The 17,587-nt window shown below is 53.2% G+C and carries 15 protein-coding genes; 4 read left to right on the top strand and 11 right to left on the bottom strand.

All coding sequences use genetic code 11. From position 1 onward, the window contains the following. Nucleotides 1-25: 25 nt before the first annotated feature. Nucleotides 26-760: a MurR/RpiR family transcriptional regulator gene (locus ACW14G_RS04835; RefSeq protein ID WP_419057376.1), complete on the top strand. Its 735-nt coding sequence runs from the start codon at nt 26-28 to the stop codon at nt 758-760. Here ACW14G_RS04835 and ACW14G_RS04830 read toward each other — a convergent pair. From ACW14G_RS04830 to ACW14G_RS04815, 4 genes are all read right to left on the bottom strand, one after another. After that, nucleotides 736-2,112 (bottom strand): CehA/McbA family metallohydrolase, encoded by a 1,377-nt coding sequence (locus tag ACW14G_RS04830; RefSeq protein WP_419057377.1) that lies wholly within the window; start codon nt 2,110-2,112, stop codon nt 736-738. The genes ACW14G_RS04835 and ACW14G_RS04830 overlap by 25 nt on opposite strands. 2 nt (nt 2,113-2,114) lie before the next feature. Next, entirely contained in the window at nt 2,115-3,764 is a 1,650-nt protein-coding gene (locus ACW14G_RS04825) for a PTS transporter subunit EIIC (protein WP_249022617.1), read from the bottom strand. Nucleotides 3,765-3,846: 82 nt separating this feature from the next. Next, nucleotides 3,847-5,226 carry a family 4 glycosyl hydrolase gene (locus ACW14G_RS04820; RefSeq protein WP_249022616.1) on the bottom strand — a complete coding sequence of 460 codons (1,380 nt, stop codon included), beginning with the start codon at nt 5,224-5,226 and terminating at the stop codon, nt 3,847-3,849. A 284-nt stretch (nt 5,227-5,510) separates the two neighbouring features. Beyond that, nucleotides 5,511-6,221 carry a DUF3053 domain-containing protein gene (locus ACW14G_RS04815; protein ID WP_455648495.1) on the bottom strand — a complete coding sequence of 237 codons (711 nt, stop codon included), beginning with the start codon at nt 6,219-6,221 and terminating at the stop codon, nt 5,511-5,513. Nucleotides 6,222-6,638: 417 nt separating this feature from the next. Between ACW14G_RS04815 and ACW14G_RS04810 the strand changes: the two genes are divergently transcribed. Continuing rightward, the gene (locus ACW14G_RS04810) at nt 6,639-8,012 is read left to right on the top strand and encodes an MFS transporter (RefSeq protein WP_249022615.1); all 1,374 of its coding nucleotides are present in this window, start codon (nt 6,639-6,641) and stop codon (nt 8,010-8,012) included. A gap of 341 nt (nt 8,013-8,353) precedes the next feature. Next, complete coding sequence (gene cspE, locus ACW14G_RS04805; RefSeq protein WP_035893107.1) at nt 8,354-8,566, top strand: transcription antiterminator/RNA stability regulator CspE; 213 nt, start codon at nt 8,354-8,356, stop codon at nt 8,564-8,566. Nucleotides 8,567-8,619: 53 nt separating this feature from the next. On the opposite strand, the gene ACW14G_RS04800 is transcribed toward cspE, so the two are convergent. From ACW14G_RS04800 to ACW14G_RS04780, 5 genes are all read right to left on the bottom strand, one after another. Continuing rightward, nucleotides 8,620-10,239 carry an ABC-F family ATP-binding cassette domain-containing protein gene (locus tag ACW14G_RS04800; RefSeq protein WP_249022614.1) on the bottom strand — a complete coding sequence of 540 codons (1,620 nt, stop codon included), beginning with the start codon at nt 10,237-10,239 and terminating at the stop codon, nt 8,620-8,622. A gap of 301 nt (nt 10,240-10,540) precedes the next feature. Continuing rightward, complete coding sequence (hokA, locus tag ACW14G_RS04795; protein ID WP_122983161.1) at nt 10,541-10,693, bottom strand: type I toxin-antitoxin system toxin HokA; 153 nt, start codon at nt 10,691-10,693, stop codon at nt 10,541-10,543. 327 nt (nt 10,694-11,020) lie between these two features. After that, on the bottom strand, nt 11,021-13,090 hold the full coding sequence (glyS, locus tag ACW14G_RS04790; protein ID WP_249022613.1) for a glycine--tRNA ligase subunit beta: 2,070 nt from the start codon (nt 13,088-13,090) through the stop codon (nt 11,021-11,023). 9 nt (nt 13,091-13,099) lie between these two features. Beyond that, nucleotides 13,100-14,011, bottom strand: coding sequence for a glycine--tRNA ligase subunit alpha (gene glyQ, locus ACW14G_RS04785; protein WP_004106786.1), 912 nt, complete (start codon nt 14,009-14,011; stop codon nt 13,100-13,102). 138 nt (nt 14,012-14,149) lie between these two features. After that, nucleotides 14,150-14,455, bottom strand: coding sequence for a YsaB family lipoprotein (locus tag ACW14G_RS04780; protein WP_223803713.1), 306 nt, complete (start codon nt 14,453-14,455; stop codon nt 14,150-14,152). A 170-nt stretch (nt 14,456-14,625) separates the two neighbouring features. Between ACW14G_RS04780 and ACW14G_RS04775 the strand changes: the two genes are divergently transcribed. Next, entirely contained in the window at nt 14,626-15,621 is a 996-nt protein-coding gene (locus tag ACW14G_RS04775; protein WP_249022612.1) for an acyltransferase, read from the top strand. Here the strand turns inward: ACW14G_RS04775 and ACW14G_RS04770 are convergent. Further along, nucleotides 15,614-15,949 carry a hypothetical protein gene (locus ACW14G_RS04770; RefSeq protein ID WP_249022611.1) on the bottom strand — a complete coding sequence of 112 codons (336 nt, stop codon included), beginning with the start codon at nt 15,947-15,949 and terminating at the stop codon, nt 15,614-15,616. The genes ACW14G_RS04775 and ACW14G_RS04770 overlap by 8 nt on opposite strands. Before the next feature lie 163 nt (nt 15,950-16,112). Beyond that, a complete protein-coding gene (gene xylB / locus ACW14G_RS04765) occupies nt 16,113-17,567 on the bottom strand; it encodes a xylulokinase (RefSeq protein ID WP_249022610.1) in 1,455 nt (484 codons plus the stop codon). Between the last annotated feature and the right edge of the window lie 20 nt (nt 17,568-17,587).

The raw sequence follows: 17,587 nt of genomic DNA, 5'->3' as shown, positions 1-17,587 counted from the left end.
AGTAGTCCTTCACCTGGAGGGAAGGATGAATATTTTCAACATTTTGCGTGATGTCCCCTTACATAAAACGGAAGTATCAATACTCGACTATATTCAAAATAATACCGAGCGCTGTCTGCGTGAAGGCATACGTTCGGCGGCGACGGCCTGTCACAGCAACCCCTCCACGCTCGTTCGGTTGGCCAAGAAACTGGGTTACAGCGGCTGGCTGGAAATGGTTTACTTTATAAAATTCAATATTGCGCAGCCTCGGCTGGAACTCACCAACGATCGCAACTTTATGCATATTGAGCCAGCCAATAAAATCCATGATCTTTTCGCGCTGATAGAAAATGCAAAGTTACTTATCCACGGCAGCGGGTTTTCGCAGTTGGTCGCTCAGTATGTTTACAATAAATTTCTGGTTACCGGCGTTAATGCCAGCCTCTCGTTGTGGCCTGATTACGAAATTCTGGAGCAAAAAACGGCAACGCCGTGGGAGTGCATCTGGATAATCTCAAAATCGGGAAGGAGCACATCGACCTTAAACTGGCTGAACGCCTTAAAAAATAAAAACATCAAACTGGTCTGTTTTACCGGCGATCATAACAGCCCGCTTGCGCAGGCTGCGGATATTGCGTTTATCATTCATGATCCGCAAAAATTTGATGACGATATCTACTGGTCAAACCCGTTTTTCGGCTACTGCATTCTGGCCTTTGAACAGTGCCTGAAGCAGTGGTTTGATGACAAGAATCAACGCGCTCTGGCGCTATCCTGAGCCAAAAAGTCGCGTAATAAAACGGAAAATCGATATTCACTGGCCGTCGGGAGCGCAGAGTAAACCGGATTAGCAAAGAAGACCGTACGCCCCCCTTCCCGAGCTTCCAGACGGAATACATCAGCAACACCGGGCACCACCGTATAGTCATAAGATTGACAATACAACTCATGAATACACTCACCGTTGCGTATCATCCTCCACGTCAGCGGGCGCTCGGTACATTCTGCCTGAAAAGTGACCGGCCCGCTGACCCGGCTGCCCGGAAACACAGACACCCCGCTGTGAAGCATGTTCAGCGCACAGGTCACGTTATGGCTAATCAGGGTTCGACCGGACCGCAGCCCCTGAAGAAGTGCATCCAGGCACAAACCTTCACAGTAAATCGACACTCGTGGCAGCCCCAGCGGATAGCTGCCCTGCGCTCCAGGTTTATGAGCATCGCTCCCGCCGGAAGCAAAGATTTTCAGCCCTTTTGACCATAAAAAATCAAAAAAGCGAATGGCCTTTTCATTATCAATCGGCTGGTCAGCAAGATGCGGGGCGTTAATCACCTCAAGCAGATGAACCGAGCGCAAATCAAACTCATGCCCCAGGCTGATACCTTCAGCAAAAGGATGGTTGATAGAAATCACGTTTCCCGCCCGAGCGAGATCGGTGTGCAGCCGTGAGATGAAATCGGTGACGTTGATACCGACTTCGCAATACTGGCTATAATCAATGAGTTGCTTAACTCCGAAAACGTTGTAGTGCAGCTCATTATCAAACGTCAGTTCGGTAGCGGGGATAATAAGAGGCCGACAGTCAGGCACAAAAGTTGTAACAATGGAGTGGTCGGTGATGGCCAGAAAATCCATCTGCCGCTGTTGTGCAACATGCAGAACGTCGTCCAGCGCAACGCGACCGTCTGAATAGAGAGTATGAGCATGGAGATCGCCGTGATACCAGCGGCGCTGTGGATTAACAACGCTATCAAACGGCTGGTTTAACACATCAATTTGCGGCTTGCCACTCCCCGTGATGGTGGCAGGAACGCAGTTGATATCAATGGCGGCTTCGCCCAGCAGCGTCCCCGGTTTCACCACAGTAAACTGCCACTCTCCGCCAGCTATCGGCCCCGGTACGGTTAAATTCGCCTCATCGCTGATAACCTGGCGCAAGCAGTAGTGCTGGATTCGCGATTTCCAGGTGAACAGCGCCCGAAGGCGCTTTGTCGGATCCTTAACGAGCAGGAAGAAATGTTCAAACGGCCCGTTAACTAACGTGATGTGAATGTCGCAGCCCGCCGGAACCTCCACTACCGAGGTGTGAACTTCACAGGTTTGCTGCGTAAAGCGATAGGTCAAACGCATTTTCATGCCTCCAACAGCTCTCTGACCTCAACGGCGATTCGACAGACATCAGGGCCATAAACAACCTGCACCCCATTCTTGCCGACGCGGACCACGCCCATCGCGTTCAATTCGTTTTTCCAGTGCCGATCGTCGGCGATCAGCTCAACGTTGTGCAGGATCACCCGCAGGCGAGAGATACAGTTATCCACCTCAACAATATTTTCCTGCCCACCTAGCGCGGCAATAATCTCTCCGGCAAGCCCATTGGCCGGGGATGCGCGGCCTTTATCAAGCTGAGGAGCGACTCCCTGCGCGTTCTTTTCGTTGTAATCCTTTTTACTGTAGAGTTTGATATCACCGTCATCTTCGGCTTCGTCGCGCCCCGGCGTTCTTATATTAAAGTACTGAATACACAGCCTGAAAATAAGATACGACACGATAAAGAAAATCGGGAACAGGTAAAGGAATGGCCACATATTGAGTTTTTCAGGGCGGAAGATGAAGGGGATCCAGTCCTTAATATTCCCCTGATACACCGACACCTGACAAAATTCGGCGAGTACCTCACCAATGGCCGCTAACGGTGCGTACACCAGAAAATAGAGCCATGGTGCAATAAACAAAAAGGTGAACAGAATTGGTTCGGTAATACCGAATACAATCGTAGAAACCACCACCGAGATAAGCAGCGCCGCCACTTTTTTCTTATTTTCCGGGCGAGTGGTGTGATACATCGCCAGCGCAATGCCGGGATAAATGGCGAAGTTAATGATCGCGTTGCCGCCCATAAATGCCCGTACCAGCAACTTTCCTGGCTCCGAAGAGGCCAATTGGGCCATCTGAATCGCGGAAGTACCGGAAACAATTACTCCGTCGACCACCGTGGAGCCCCCAAGCTCAGTCCAGCGGATAGGTAACGACAGCAAAGGATGCATACCAAATGGGATCAGAATTTCATTAACGAAGCGGTAAACAAACGTACCAATTAAGCCAGAATCATGCACAAAGCCAGCAAAATTCCCGAGCACATGACCAACAAACGGCCAGCAGAAAAAGAAAAAGATCCCCAATGCGCCACCAGCAAGCAGCGACAGGATTGGAACAGTACGGGTACCGGAGAAGAAAGAGAGGATGACCGGCAGCTTCGTATTATAGAAACGCGCGTGTACCGCCGCGATACTGAACCCCACAGCAAGGCCGCCAAACACCCCGGTTCGATAGGTAAAATAGCCCAACTCAGTGGTAAACAATGCGGCGGATTTCGTCGCCTGAATGGTCGACTGCCCTTGTGAAACAAAACTGCTAATCGTTGTGTTATCGACGCTCAACCCATGGTTTTTTAACAGGATAGATATCGTCGTCAGCATCGAGATATAAGCAACCATGGCGGAAAATGCAGCCCAGCCATTTTCTTTTCTTGATAAAGAGAACGCGACACCCACAGCGTAGAGAATACCAAGGTTCTTAAAAATAACGTCGCCGAGCCCTTTTACTACGCTGAAAAATTTAAAGAAAAATGAATGCGACCAGCTATCCCAATGCCCTCCCAGTGAGTTAATTGTAACTTCCGAGGTCAGCGCACCGCCGACGCCTAATAGCAGCCCGCCAATCGCTACCAGAGAAATGGGAACCAACATCGCCTTGCCGTAGGTTTGTAGTTTTTCTTTCATTTCTATCCCTGTTACTCAGTCGTCAACTCAGAATTCTCTTCGCGTGTTACCCAAAATTGTGCGGGCTGCCTGATATGGCACATTAATGCCAGTGCAGATATTGAGGATCGTCCAAATAGGCATGCACCAGCTTCGTCGCCAGGCACCATGAACCAATTAAGGGATGCGCCATTAACGCTCTCACCGCCACATCGCGGTTTTGCGTCATAATGGCTTCAACGGCCAGCCGCTCATACTCCTTCACGCAGGAAATCATGTTCTTCTGCGCCTGCGGCACTTCACGCGGCTTAACGGGCGTTAACCCCTGGCTGCTCAAATCACAGCTGATTTCAATCACATCGTCTGGACGTAAGAAATCAAGTGTCCCGTTATTGGTTAACGACACCACAATGCGTTTGGACTGCGAACTGTTTACGGCCTCCAGAATATCCAGCGCCACACCGGCATAACCGCCGGTATCCGGCTCTTCAATAAACTGGGTTAATGTTAATGGCGTACGTGGGTGCGGTTTTTCCTTCTGAGATTCACTCTGCATATAGCTATTTTCACGACAGAGATAATGCTGCATCCAGATATCAAATGCCTGTTCCGGATGTTGCTTTACATCAATGGTCTGCAACGCTTCCCGCATTTGCTGATTAATACGAGCAATTTGTTCGCCACGAGTCTCGGCGGCATTTTGAATAGCGTCTAAGGCTTCCTGTCGATAATAGTAATAATAGAGGTACTCATTTAGCAGTTGATTATCGCATTGCGCGACCAGGTCAGGAGAAAAATACTGCATCGTGGTTTTTTCATACAACGCGGGGGTTTTCGCGAGCGTAGCCGAAACGGACACACCATCCACCGTGATATTGCTAAACCAGGAGAAATGGTTTAACCCATAGCACTCGACCTGCACTGCGGATTCATCACACCCCAGAATTTCAGGCAGTTCGCGAATAAGTTCAGATGGCGCATCACAAATACCATATACACGACGTTTGAATCCGGACTTAATAATGGCTTCGGTTACCATACCGGATGGATTCGTGAAGTTAAACAAGATGGCGTCTTCGGCTGCCAGTTCTTCAATCATCCGACAGTAGCCCAGAATTGCAGGGATGGAGCGTAACGCCATCGCAAAACCGGCGGCTCCCGTGGTTTCCTGGCCTAAGGTATTATGCGATAGGGCAATCCGTTCATCACGCACCCGGCTTTCATCACCGCCGACGCGAAGCGTCGTAATAATATAATTCGCATTTCTGATAGCACTTTGCGGATCCTGAGTAAGTGAAAAATGAATATCCGGACGGATCACGCGAAAAACGTGTTGAGCGATTTCGCCAAAGGTCGCCAGATTTTCCGTTGAATTATCAAGGAACACGACCTCAGTCAGGTTAATACGATGCGCATTCCATGCCAGAGATTTTGCGAGGAATATCGACCTGACGCCGCCGCCACCAATAACGGTTAATTTCATACAAGCTCCAATGCTATTTCATTCTCATTTTTGATTGAACGTTATTCTCAGGACATTATTCACATCAGAAATCAATTAAGGAAATAATTGGCAAGACAAATACTAATGAAAGAGAATATCCAATAACGCACACATTGAATGGGTTATAGCAATGCAAAATTGAAAATGGAATAGAGGAGGGAAAATAGGTACAAACTGTCGGCCAATGCAAACCCGTTTCATATTGGAGACAATAAAAAGCCCCTCATACCGTCAGATATGAAGGGCCTGAAGTCGTTCAAACGTTATTTAGTGGCGTTCACTGCCGCCGTCCACGTCTGGCTAAAGGCCTGGTGCTGTGCCGCAAGCGGGCCAATCAGCGAGTTATACTGGCTGGCTTGCTGTGACGTCGGGAACTGGATACCGTTTGCCACGAAGCTCACCTGCGTGCCCTGCTGAGCAACAAAGTCGCCAACCTGCACCAACTGCTGAGTGAAGACCTGCGCGGCAGGGATCAGCGGCTCCAGCGCCTGCGACGGGGCGGTAACCACTTTGCTATAGACCTGATCGAAGACCGGCTTCAGATCGTCCGCCTGCTTCAGCGCAGCGTGCGCGGCATCAGCCTGCATTTTGGCGTTTTGCAGCTGCTGGCTCAGTACGCCCAGCGAACCATTTGCCTGACGCAGCGGCTCACGCTGGGTCATGTAATCCTGCGGTACGCGAATAGCGTTCACGCTATCAACAACCGGACGCAGACCCGCGTCCATCGCCTGACTCACCTGCTGTGAATAGCCATAAATGACGGCGTAATCGGACACAAACGGACCGAATTGTTTTTTCTGGTCAGCGGTCAGCGTTGGCAGGCGTTCACCGCCACGCATTACTGTATTCTGCAGGAAATCGACGAATGCTTTACGCTGATCGCCTTCCTTATCAAAACACCCACTCAGGCTAACAACCATCAACAACGCCGCAACAGGCGCAAACCAGCGAGAGCAGGACTTTCCTGTCGCCATTTTCTTACTCCTTCAGCCAAAAAAAGCGCAAACCGGCACACGCGTGCCTGACGGTGACAAGGATAGTCCAGAGCCGCGCCGCAAGATACCTTTTTCATGCGTTCCCCTGTCGTTCGGTAGAAATGTTAATAAGCTGTTGCATTCATCACATTTATGGCAATGAAACCAGATAAGAAAAAGCACTCTAATATAATGATATTAAATAACTTTTAGTTAAATCAGCGTTTCCTCGTGGGCACAGGGAACGATAATCGCACACTTCCGCCGGGCGGCACGTTGTGGGAAGGCCGGGTAAGTGATTTGATTAAATGAACGATTAACGACAATACGTTCGATAATCGCCCAAACACCTCATTACCCGTGAGAGAGACAAGAGGATAAACCCGCTCTCTGACAACGCTTAGCAGGAATTACCGCATGACAACACAGACAACAACGGATATTCAGGCTTTTATCAACCGCCATCCTTTCTCAAAGTACCAGTGGATGATACTGGTGCTGTGCTTTGTGACCGTCGCTATGGATGGATTTGATACCGCCATTATCGGCTTTATTGCCTCTGACCTGGTACAAGAATGGGGCGTGCAGAAGTCCGATCTCGGCCCTGTAATGAGCGCCGCGCTAGTTGGTCTCGCCGTGGGCGCATTAACCGCAGGCCCAATGGCTGACCGTATCGGCCGTAAAAAAGTGCTGGTCCTGTCCATTCTGGTCTTTGGCGGCTTCAGTTTAATTACCGCGTTCGCCACCTCGCTGACGCAACTGACCGTCCTGCGTTTCTTAACCGGCCTGGGGCTGGGGGCTGCAATGCCTAACGCCGCGACGCTGATGAGCGAATACGCACCGGAACGCCGCCGCGCGCTGCTGGTCAACCTGATGTTCGTCGGCTTCCCGATTGGCTCCTCAATGGGTGGTTTTATCTCCGCATGGCTGATCCCACACTATGGCTGGCAGAGCGTGCTGATTCTCGGTGGCGTGATGCCGCTGGCGCTGGCCGTAGCGCTCATCTTCCTGCTGCCGGAGTCCGCGCGTTATCTGGCGGTAAAAAATCAGCCTCAACAACAGATAGCCCGTATTTTGCGCCGTATCGCGCCGTTACCTGACAACACCCACTTTGTGTTGCGGGAGGCCGGCCAGGTGAAGGAGCAATCCGCGCTGGGCGTGATTTTCTCCCCACGCTACCTTGTGGGCACCATCATGCTGTGCCTGACCTACTTCATGGGGCTGCTGATTTTCTATCTGCTGACCAGCTGGCTGCCGCTTCTCATCCGCGAAACCGGCGCGACCCTGAGCCAGGCTTCGGTGATTACCGCTCTGTTCCCACTGGGTGGCGGTATTGGCGTGCTGGTACTGGGCGCGCTGATGGACAAAATTAACCCGAATAAGGTGGTGGCAGTAGGATATCTGCTGACCGGCGTCTTTGTCTGCCTGGTAGGTTTCTCAACCAGCAGCCTGGTGCTGATGGGCGTGATGGTGTTTATCGCCGGCACCATCATGAACGGCGCGCAGTCTTCAATGCCCGCGCTGGCCGCTGGATTCTACCCAACGCAGGGGCGCGCCACCGGCGTCGCCTGGATGCTGGGACTGGGTCGCTTCGGGGGGATTCTTGGCGCTTTCAGCGGCGCATTCCTGATGCAGGCCGAACTGTCCTTTAAAACCATTTTCGCTCTGCTGGCTATCCCGGCTGTGCTGTCCGCGATTGCGCTGATGATCAAACACGTGGCCAGTAAACGTCAGCAGAATCAAGGTGCCAGTGGCCCGGCATCGCTGCCGGGGTCGGCGCAAAAAGTCTAATTTTTACCCCGGCAGCCAGTCTGCCGGGGTTTCATGACGCTTTTTTACAAACGCCCATCTAAGCCTAAGTCTACCTATTTATCAGTATATTAGCGTGATTTTGATCGCCGAATGTTCCCGGTCCGTTGAAAAATATGGGCAGATAACGTTTGCTTTTAAGACCTGAAGTATGCGTTAATGCCTCCACGGTTTGACATACAGACCACAAAGCAGTTGAGTAAAGCAGTTCCCTTCAAGGTTATCCATTGGTACCCCTCGTAGCGACATTTCCTTTACGCTTTAAATTCTGTAAAGCATGCCATATCGCCGTAAGGCTCACTTAATTTTTAAAGGTAATTTCTATGTCCGGTAAAATGACTGGTATCGTAAAATGGTTCAACGCTGACAAAGGTTTCGGCTTCATCACTCCTGACGATGGCTCTAAAGACGTGTTCGTACACTTCTCTGCTATCCAGAACGATGGCTACAAATCTCTGGACGAAGGTCAGAAAGTTTCCTTCACCATCGAAAACGGCGCTAAAGGCCCGGCAGCTGGCAACGTAACTTCTCTGTAAGTTCACGCCGCTAAGAATTATAAATCCCTGCCTTATGGCGGGGATTTTTTTATTTATAACGCCGTAAAAATCCAGCCGCTCTCTTGCCACGTCAGGCTGTGTGTCAGCCGCAACCCCTGTAAAAACGCCTCATCGTGCGACGCCACAATCATCGCGCCGGGAAACCCCGCTAACGCCGCCTCAATCGCCTGCACCGATGCCAGATCGAGATGGTTGGTGGGCTCATCCAACAGCAAAAGCTGCGTCGATGCCCGACGCCACAACACACAAGCCAGCGCCGCCTTTAAGCGTTCGCCGCCGCTCAGCGCCGCCAGCGGCAGATTAACCTTATCAGCGCCCAGTTGAAGCTGTGCCAGCCGGGTCCGCAACGCGCCCTCCTCCAATGGCGTTTCTCCCGCCCGCAGATGCGCCATGACGGAGAGTGAAAGATCCAGTTGGGTAAGATGTTGATCCAGCCAGGCCGTATTCACCGATAGCTGACAACACCCGCTCAGCGGTGGCGCCAGTCCCATTAGCGTTTTCAGCAACGTCGTTTTTCCACAACCGTTGGGGCCGCGAAGCGCCACACGCATCGGGCCGTCCAGCCGCCAGTTGAGAGGCGGCGTCGACGAATGAGCCAATTGCAACGACTCCAGCACCAACACCTGCTTGCCCGCCGCCACCTGGCTTCCGGGTAGGGTAAACATGACCGGAGCGTCGTCTTCCACACGCTCTCGCGCCTGTGTCACCGCATCATTAAGCGCCACATGTTGCTGCCGATGCTGATTGAGCAACGTGCCAGGCCTCTCGCGTGCCGCGCCTTTGTACTTTACGCGTTCAAAAGAAGCGATATTCAGGCTATCTACGGTACGCAGGGTTTTCGCCGAACGCCGCTGGCAATCATCATGCTCCTTTTGCAAACGCGCCCGAACGCGACGGCGTTCGGTTCGGGCATGATCCAGCGCCGCACTCGCCGCCGCCTGTTCAGTATCACGCTGCTGCTGATAATCCGCATAGTTGCCGCCGTAGCTGCGTAGGGCCGAAGCCGTCAGTTCAAGGATACGCGGCATTCGTGCCAGAAGTTCGCGATCGTGGCTGGCGATAAGCGCACCGCCTCGCCACTCATCAAGCTGGCGGTAAAACCACTCGCGCCCGGAGCGATCGAGGTGGTTGGTCGGTTCATCGAGGAGTAAATAGTCCGCACCCGAGGTAAACGCCGCGCAGAGCAGCGCTTTCACCCGTTCGCCGCCGCTTAGCGAAATCGCAGGACGCATCGGGTCAAAGCCGCCCAGCCCCGCCGCCTGAAACGCGGTGTTCAGGCGTTCGGGCAGATCCCAATAGCCATCGAGTAGCTCAACATCTTCGGCCTGCCCGTTGCCGCTCGCCATACGTTGCAACGCGGCAAAGTGCATGTCATAGCCGAGCAGCATAGACAGCGTCGTCTCAGCGGTTATGGCATGTTGCTGCGCCACATATGCCCATGAAGAGAGTGACTCAATATGTCCCTCAGAAGGGAGATCTTTACCCGCTAGCAGGCGCAGTAAACGGGTTTTACCCACGCCGTTACGCCCGACCAAGCCGCACCGCGACCGCTCCAGCGACAGATTCAGCGGGCCAAAAAGAGTATCGCCCGTCGCAAACTGACAGGTGACTTGATGCAAAATAAAAGAAGGGGATTGCGCACAATGGGCCATAAGCACTCCTGAGTGAAATCAATAACTCCCCTGCCCGTGGCGTGTGCCCGGCAAGGATTCGAATTCAGCAGGTGTGTTTGTCCATTTTCAGTGTGCCTCAGTGAGACGAGGGATTCGTCGCGGCAAAGGATAAACGTATTGCCCGGTGGATTTCAAGACTATTTTTTATTCAGCATGCGATACGTAAAGAAAAAGCCTCCCGCATGCAGGAGGCTTTTATATTATTTAGCTCAATCTAATCGGGTGCATTGAGAATGCATCACACCGTCAGAATGGCGGGGATAATCCCCGCCATAAGCCCTTACTGTTTAATATCACAGGCTAAAGATGCCGCTAATTCAGTATGGCCTTGCTTAATATGCAATTCACATAATGAATCACGAACCATCCAGGTAAATAATAGAATAGTGAGACATATCACTATTAAACTATACAACATAGATTTTTGCGGCATCCCTCGCCCCCTGTATTGATTTTCAACAAGTAAGAGGCTACCCTTATGGTGTTCAGGCATAGAGGCGGCCTCATTCTGATTTAGAGTCAGGTGGGGCTTTTCTCTGTTTGCCTTTCGATGAATACCTGAGACAAACAGTCTCAAGCACCCACCGGCATTCTACCTTAAAATAAGCACAGACTTATTTTGATGTATTCCTAAAATTTTTCTCACTTATCAATGCAACAATATTTAATATAGCCCAGACAATTATTAATGGTTCACATAATAAAAAAATAGACATAAAAAAACCTGCCATCTGGCAGGTTTTTATTTAACGCTTTCGTGTTACTGGAGCAGCGAAATATCCGCTACACGCAGGAACAGTTCGCGCAGTTTTTCGAGCATAGAGAGACGGTTAATACGCAGATCTTTGTCTTCGACGTTTACCATCACTTTCTCAAAGAAGGCATCGACCGGCTCACGCAGCTCTGCCAGCTCTACCAGCGCTTCCTGGTAACGCCCTGCGGCGAAGACCGGCTCCAGCTTATCGCGCAGCACCACAACCTGCATCGCCAGCGCAATCTCTTCCGGCTCTTTCAGCGTCGCAGCGTTCACGCGCTCGTTCAGCGTCTCGTCGGACTTCGCCAGGATGTTGGATACACGTTTGTTGGCTGCTGCCAGCGCAGATGCAGCCTCTAAAGTACGGAAGTGAGACACCGCCTTCATACGCGCATCAAAGTCTGCCGGACGAGTCGGACGACGCGCCAGCACGGCCTGAATGGTGTCGACGGTGTAGCCCTGATCCTGATACCAGGCGCGGAAGCGGCCGAGCATGAAGTCGATAACATCATCAACAACTTTGCCGTTGGTCAGCTTATCACCATACAGACGTACCGCTTCTTCGGTGAGGGTCTGCAGATCCAGATTGAGGCTCTTCTCAACGATGATACGCAGCACACCCAGCGCGGCACGACGCAGCGCAAACGGGTCTTTGTCGCCTTTCGGATGCTGGCCGATACCGAAGATACCCGCCAGGGTATCCATCTTGTCAGCAATCGCCAGCGCACAGGCTACCGGGTTAGACGGCAGGTCATCACCGGCAAAGCGCGGCTGATACTGCTCGTTAAGCGCCACAGCTACATCTTCCGCTTCACCATCGTGACGCGCGTAGTGCATACCCATCACGCCCTGAGTGTCGGTGAACTCGAAGACCATGTTGGTCATCAGGTCACACTTAGACAGCAGGCCCGCACGAGTGGCGTGGTTCACGTCAGCGCCAATCTGGCCGGCAATCCAGCCTGCCAGCGCCTGAATGCGGTCAGTCTTGTCGCGCAGGGTACCCAGCTGTTGCTGGAACAGCACGGTTTGCAGACGCGGCAGGTTATCTTCCAGACGCTTTTTACGGTCGGTATTGAAGAAGAACTCGGCATCCGCCAGACGCGGACGAACGACCTTCTCGTTACCGGAGATAATCTGGGTCGGATCTTTCGATTCGATGTTCGCGACGAAGATGAAGTTCGGCAGTAGCTTGCCCGCGTTGTCGTAAACCGGGAAGTACTTCTGGTCGCCCTTCATGGTGTACACCAGCGCTTCCGCCGGTACCGCGAGGAATTTCTCTTCAAACTTCGCCGTCAGCACCACCGGCCATTCCACCAGCGAGGTGACTTCTTCCAGCAGGCTTTCACTCAGGTCAGCAACACCGCCAATCTTACGAGCCGCTTCTTCGGCGTCCGCTTTGATTTTGGCTTTACGCGCCTCGTAGTCAGCCATCACCTTGCCGCGTTCCAGCAGAATTTGCGGATACTGGTCTGCATTGTCGATAGTGAACTCAGGCTCGCCCATAAAGCGGTGGCCGCGAATAACGCGATCGGACTGAATACCCAGGATAGTCGCCGGAATCACTTTATCGCCCAGCAGCAGGGTCACGGTGTGCACCGGACGCACGAAGTGTACGTCGTTTGCGCCCCAGCGCATCAGCTTAGGAATGGGCAGCTTAGCCAGTGAGTTGGCAATCATGTTCGGCAGCAGCGCTTCGGTGCTTTCACCTTTAACGTGTGCGCGATACAGCAGCCATTCGCCTTTGTCAGTGGTCAGACGCTCGGCCTGATCGACGGTGATACCGCAGCCGCGCGCCCAACCTTCAGCCGCTTTGCTCGGTTTACCTTCGGCGTCGAACGCCTGGGCAATTGCCGGACCGCGTTTTTCGACTTCGCGATCCGCTTGCGCAGCCGCCAGATTTGCCACTTTCAGCGCCAGACGGCGCGGCGCAGCAAACCATTCAACTTTACCGTGCGCGAGGCCAGCGTTATCCAGCTCTGCGGTCACGTTTGCCGCAAAAGATTCCGCCAGGTTACGCAGTGCTTTCGGTGGCAGCTCTTCAGTGCCGATTTCCACCAGGAAAGTATTCTCAGACATGGCCGCCTCTTATTTATTCTTGTTGCACATCGGGAAGCCAAGGGCTTCACGGGAAGCGTAGTAAGCTTCTGCCACTGCTTTGGTCAGGGTGCGAATGCGCAGGATATAGCGCTGACGCTCGGTGACGGAGATGGCTTTACGCGCATCCAGCAGGTTAAAGCTATGGGCAGCCTTCAGAATACGCTCGTAGGCAGGGAGCGGCAGCGGGTTTTCCAGCGCCAGCAGCTGCTGGGCTTCTTTCTCATACTGCTCAAAGCAGGAGAACAGGAAGTCGACGTCGGCGTATTCGAAGTTATAGGTGGATTGCTCCACTTCGTTCTGATGGAACACGTCGCCGTAGGTGGTTTTACCCAGCGGGCCGTCGCTCCAGACCAGGTCGTAAACGCTGTCTACGCCCTGAATGTACATGGCCAGACGTTCCAGACCGTAGGTAATTTCCCCGGTTACTGGTTTACATTCCAGACCACCGACCTGCTGGAAGTAGGTGAACTGCGTCACTTCCATGCCGTTCAGCCACACTTCCCAACCCAGACCCCAGGCACCCAGCGTCGGGTTTTCCCAGTTGTCTTCCACGAAGCGAATATCGTGGATGGTCGGATCCATACCCAGCTCTTTCAGCGATCCGAGGTACAGCTCCTGAATATTTTCCGGAGACGGCTTAATCACCACCTGGAACTGGTAGTAATGCTGTAAGCGGTTCGGGTTTTCGCCATAGCGGCCATCGGTTGGACGACGGGACGGCTGCACGTAGGCAGTTGCCATCGGTTCTGGCCCCAACGCACGCAGGCAGGTCATGGGGTGAGAGGTGCCCGCGCCAACTTCCATGTCCAGTGGTTGAACAATGGTGCAGCCCTGACGAGCCCAGTAATCCTGTAAGGTCAGGATCAGGCCCTGGAAGGTCCTGGTATCAAACTTTTGCATATGATTTCGTGCTGGATACGTGTGGATTTAAAGGAAGGAGTCAGTATACCCGCTGGCTGCGAGATATACAGTATGAAACGGGGTTGTTTAGGGAAAATTGGGAAAAACAGGCCGGATTTTGCTGCTACCAGGCCTGTTTTAACGCATTGAGAGGTGTAAAAAGCCGCCGTCCGAGTCGAATGAACAGACAAAACTCTCATTACGTGCCGTATAGCCACGCAGCTCATAGCTGCCCTGGAAACGTTCAAATCCAGTCACGTCTATCTTTTGCGCCGCCGTATTATAACGTGCCGCCGCGTTGTCTTTGCAGAGCTGCTCCATGCTCAGCGAGCGCGCTGGATTGATTTTCGCGCTTTGCGTTTTTTGCGCCACCGGCGGTTCAGCCGACGAGCATCCCGCCAGCAGAATTAGCACCAACAAAGCAGAGAGAGACTTCATCATCATTATTTATCTTACCGGGCTGTTATTTTAGGCTGTACCCTTTCACACTTCCGCATTGTGCGAATCTCACCAAAACTCCACAAGCACAGAGTGCAAAACTCAGAATTATCCAGTGAAATAGCGGCTGCGGCAGCGTGGTCAGAATATATTTATAGCGGAGATTAGGGCATCTGATGCAAGAAAAAATTAGCTGGATTGATAACTTACGCGGTATTGCCTGCCTGATGGTGGTGATGATCCATACCACGACCTGGTTTGTGACCCACCCACACGACATCAGCCCGCTCAGCTGGGATCTGGCTAACGTTCTGAACTCTGCCTCGCGCGTTAGCGTACCGCTGTTTTTTATGATCTCCGGCTACCTGTTTTTTGGCCCGCGCAGCGCACAGCCGCGCCATTTCCTGCGCATTGCGCTCTGCCTGGTGTTCTACAGCGCGCTCGCGCTACTCTTCATTGCCGCCTTTACCCATATCAACCTTGAGACATCGCTGAAGAACCTGATGCAAAAGCCGGTTTTCTACCATCTGTGGTTTTTCTTCGCCATCATGGTGATTTATCTGGTTTCACCGCTGATTGAGGTCAAAGCCATCAGCGGCAAAATGCTGTTAGCGCTGATGGTAGTCATCGGTATTGTCGCGAACCCAAACACGCCGCCACTCAAAACCGACGGCGCAACCTGGCTGCCGGTGAACCTGTACATCAACGGCGATACCTTTTACTACGTGCTTTATGGCCTGCTTGGCCGAGCGCTTGGCATGATGGAGACCAGCCGCAAGGGGCTGACGTGGATCTGCGGCCTGCTGTTTGCCGCCGGAGTCGGCATTATTTCGCGCGGCACGCTGCATGAGTTGCAATGGCGCGGTAACTTTGGCGACACCTGGTACGTCTACTGCGGTCCCATGGTGTTTCTCTGTGCGACATCGCTATTCATTGTGATTAAAAACACGCTCAATCAACGTGTTCTGCCGGGATTAGGCTTCATTTCTCGCCATTCTCTGGGCATCTATGGGTTTCATGCCTTTATCATTTACCTTCTGCGCAGCTGGAATATCGATCTCAAAAACTGGCCCGCGCTGGATATTCTATGGGTGTTTGCGATAACCCTGACGGGCAGCCTCTTGCTCTCCATCGCGCTCCAGCGCGTGGATAAGCGTAAGCTGGTCAGCTAGCGCATGCCCGAGACGGCCACAGCGCCGCGCCGTACATACAGGCAAACCATGCCGCCACGACGAGGCATTCATAGGTCAACGCCAGCGGCATATTCCAGACGCCAACCAGCAGTAGACCAGATGCCAGCAGCAGCACCAAACGACACAGGCCGGCAAACCGGGCATCCGCCGCCTGGCGATGGGCCGCAATAGCAAAAACTCCCATAACCAGCATCGCCAGAAAATAGGCTTTATCTTCTAACTGCGGACAGCCCAGCCAGATGCATACCAGATATAGCAGTATCCCCATGCTTAGGGCCAGACGCGGCAATGTGATGATGTTTTCCATAACGTAGCTCCTTTATCCATAGCACTACCATTATCACTGCTGATTTATTTTTAACATCAGAGCAACACAGCAAAAGCGCTAGTTTCGGAATATATAAAGAGGCGCGGCCAGTGGAAATCGAAGGGAAACACCCGCGCCGAAATGGCGCGGGAGGGGAGCACGATCAGGACATTAATGGCAGCAGATGCTGATAAATCTGGCGGAACGTCTCGCGCTGCGGCGCATAATGCGCAACGCGTTCAGTGTCCGGGTGATGTTCCTGCTCCAGCGCCAGCTGTGGCAGAAGGTCAGCATAAGGACGATCTTTATGGATGGCCAGCTGTGCCAGACGCGCTGCACCCAGCGCCGGGCCGACGTCGCCACCGGTGCGGTAATCCAGTTGCTTGCCGCAAATATCCGCCAGCATTTGCCGCCACCAGGCGCTACGCGCGCCACCGCCGATGAGCGTAATCCTTTTCGGTTCCACGCCGCAGGCGTGTACCACATCCATGCCGTCAGCCAGCGCAAAGCCTACGCCCTCCAGCACCGCACGAGCCAGCTCGGCCGGACCATGTTGATGGGTTAGCCCGAAGAACACTCCCTTTGCCTGCGGATTATTGTGCGGCGTACGCTCGCCGGAGAGATACGGCAGGAACCACACCGGCCCTGCGTTAACATCGGCCTTTTCCGCAGCCGCAATCAGCGCGGGAACTGTCCCCAGACCGGTTAACTTCGCCGCCCAGTCCAGACAGGATGCGGCACTGAGCATCACCGACATCAGGTGCCAGCGACCTGGCAGCGCATGGCAGAAACTGTGCACCGCGCTTTCCGGTTTACTGAGGAAACCTTCACTAACCGCGAAGTAAACGCCTGAAGTCCCTAATGAAAGCATCGCCTGGCCCGCGTCCGCCATGCCGACGCCCACGGCCCCAGCCGCATTATCGCCACCGCCAGCCACTACCGGCACAGCAGGCATATTCCACGCGCTGGCGACTGACGCCAACAAGTGCCCGGTCACGTCGCAGCCTTCAAACAGTGCGGGCATGTTATCGCGGGTTAATTGGCAAGCAGCGAGCATCTCATCGCTCCAGTCTCGCTTCGCCACGTCCATCCACATCGTACCCGCCGCATCCGACATATCGCTGGCGAAATCGCCGGTCATACGCAGACGCAGAAAATCTTTCGGCAGCAGCACTTTATCTACCTGGCGGAAAATCTCCGCTTCGTGACGCTGAACCCACAGCAGCTTCGGCGCCGTGAAGCCTGGCATCATCAGGTTGCCGGTAATTTTACGTGAGGCTTTTACCTGCTCTTCCAGCAGTTGGCACTCCTGCGCGCAGCGGCCATCGTTCCACAAAATCGCCGGGCGCAATACGCGCTGTTGCTTATCCAGCAGCGTCGCGCCGTGCATCTGCCCGGCAATTCCGAGGGCTTTCACCCCTTGCAGGCTATGCTGCTGACCAAGCCCTTTCATTGCGCGATCCGTCGCCTGCCACCAGTGCTCTGGATCCTGCTCAGACCACAGTGGATGAGGACGGGAAACCGTCAGTTTTTCCGTTTGCGAGGCCAACACGGCACCCTGCTCATCAAGCAGAATTGCCTTAACGCCAGACGTGCCTAGATCTATGCCGATATACATCGCAACTGCTCCTTTAGGTG

It is taken from the genome of Kluyvera sp. (assembly GCF_965301105.1).
Note: the sequence above shows the minus strand (reverse complement) of the source record. Positions and strands in the feature narration are given on the sequence as shown.

Bases quoted from the DNA above. Each gene is read 5' to 3' on its own strand.
- ACW14G_RS04815 (WP_455648495.1), bottom strand. From the start codon at position 6,221: ATGGCGACAGGAAAGTCCTGCTCTCGCTGGTTTGCGCCTGTTGCGGCG.
- ACW14G_RS04825 (WP_249022617.1), bottom strand. From the start codon at position 3,764: ATGAAAGAAAAACTACAAACCTACGGCAAGGCGATGTTGGTTCCCATT.
- ACW14G_RS04800 (WP_249022614.1), bottom strand. From the start codon at position 10,239: ATGGCCCATTGTGCGCAATCCCCTTCTTTTATTTTGCATCAAGTCACC.
- glyQ (WP_004106786.1), bottom strand. From the start codon at position 14,011: ATGCAAAAGTTTGATACCAGGACCTTCCAGGGCCTGATCCTGACCTTA.
- ACW14G_RS04780 (WP_223803713.1), bottom strand. From the start codon at position 14,455: ATGATGATGAAGTCTCTCTCTGCTTTGTTGGTGCTAATTCTGCTGGCG.
- ACW14G_RS04770 (WP_249022611.1), bottom strand. From the start codon at position 15,949: ATGGAAAACATCATCACATTGCCGCGTCTGGCCCTAAGCATGGGGATA.
- ACW14G_RS04810 (WP_249022615.1), top strand. From the start codon at position 6,639: ATGACAACACAGACAACAACGGATATTCAGGCTTTTATCAACCGCCAT.
- hokA (WP_122983161.1), bottom strand. From the start codon at position 10,693: ATGCCGCAAAAATCTATGTTGTATAGTTTAATAGTGATATGTCTCACT.
- cspE (WP_035893107.1), top strand. From the start codon at position 8,354: ATGTCCGGTAAAATGACTGGTATCGTAAAATGGTTCAACGCTGACAAA.
- ACW14G_RS04830 (WP_419057377.1), bottom strand. From the start codon at position 2,112: ATGCGTTTGACCTATCGCTTTACGCAGCAAACCTGTGAAGTTCACACC.
- ACW14G_RS04820 (WP_249022616.1), bottom strand. From the start codon at position 5,226: ATGAAATTAACCGTTATTGGTGGCGGCGGCGTCAGGTCGATATTCCTC.
- xylB (WP_249022610.1), bottom strand. From the start codon at position 17,567: ATGTATATCGGCATAGATCTAGGCACGTCTGGCGTTAAGGCAATTCTG.
- ACW14G_RS04835 (WP_419057376.1), top strand. From the start codon at position 26: ATGAATATTTTCAACATTTTGCGTGATGTCCCCTTACATAAAACGGAA.
- glyS (WP_249022613.1), bottom strand. From the start codon at position 13,090: ATGTCTGAGAATACTTTCCTGGTGGAAATCGGCACTGAAGAGCTGCCA.
- ACW14G_RS04775 (WP_249022612.1), top strand. From the start codon at position 14,626: ATGCAAGAAAAAATTAGCTGGATTGATAACTTACGCGGTATTGCCTGC.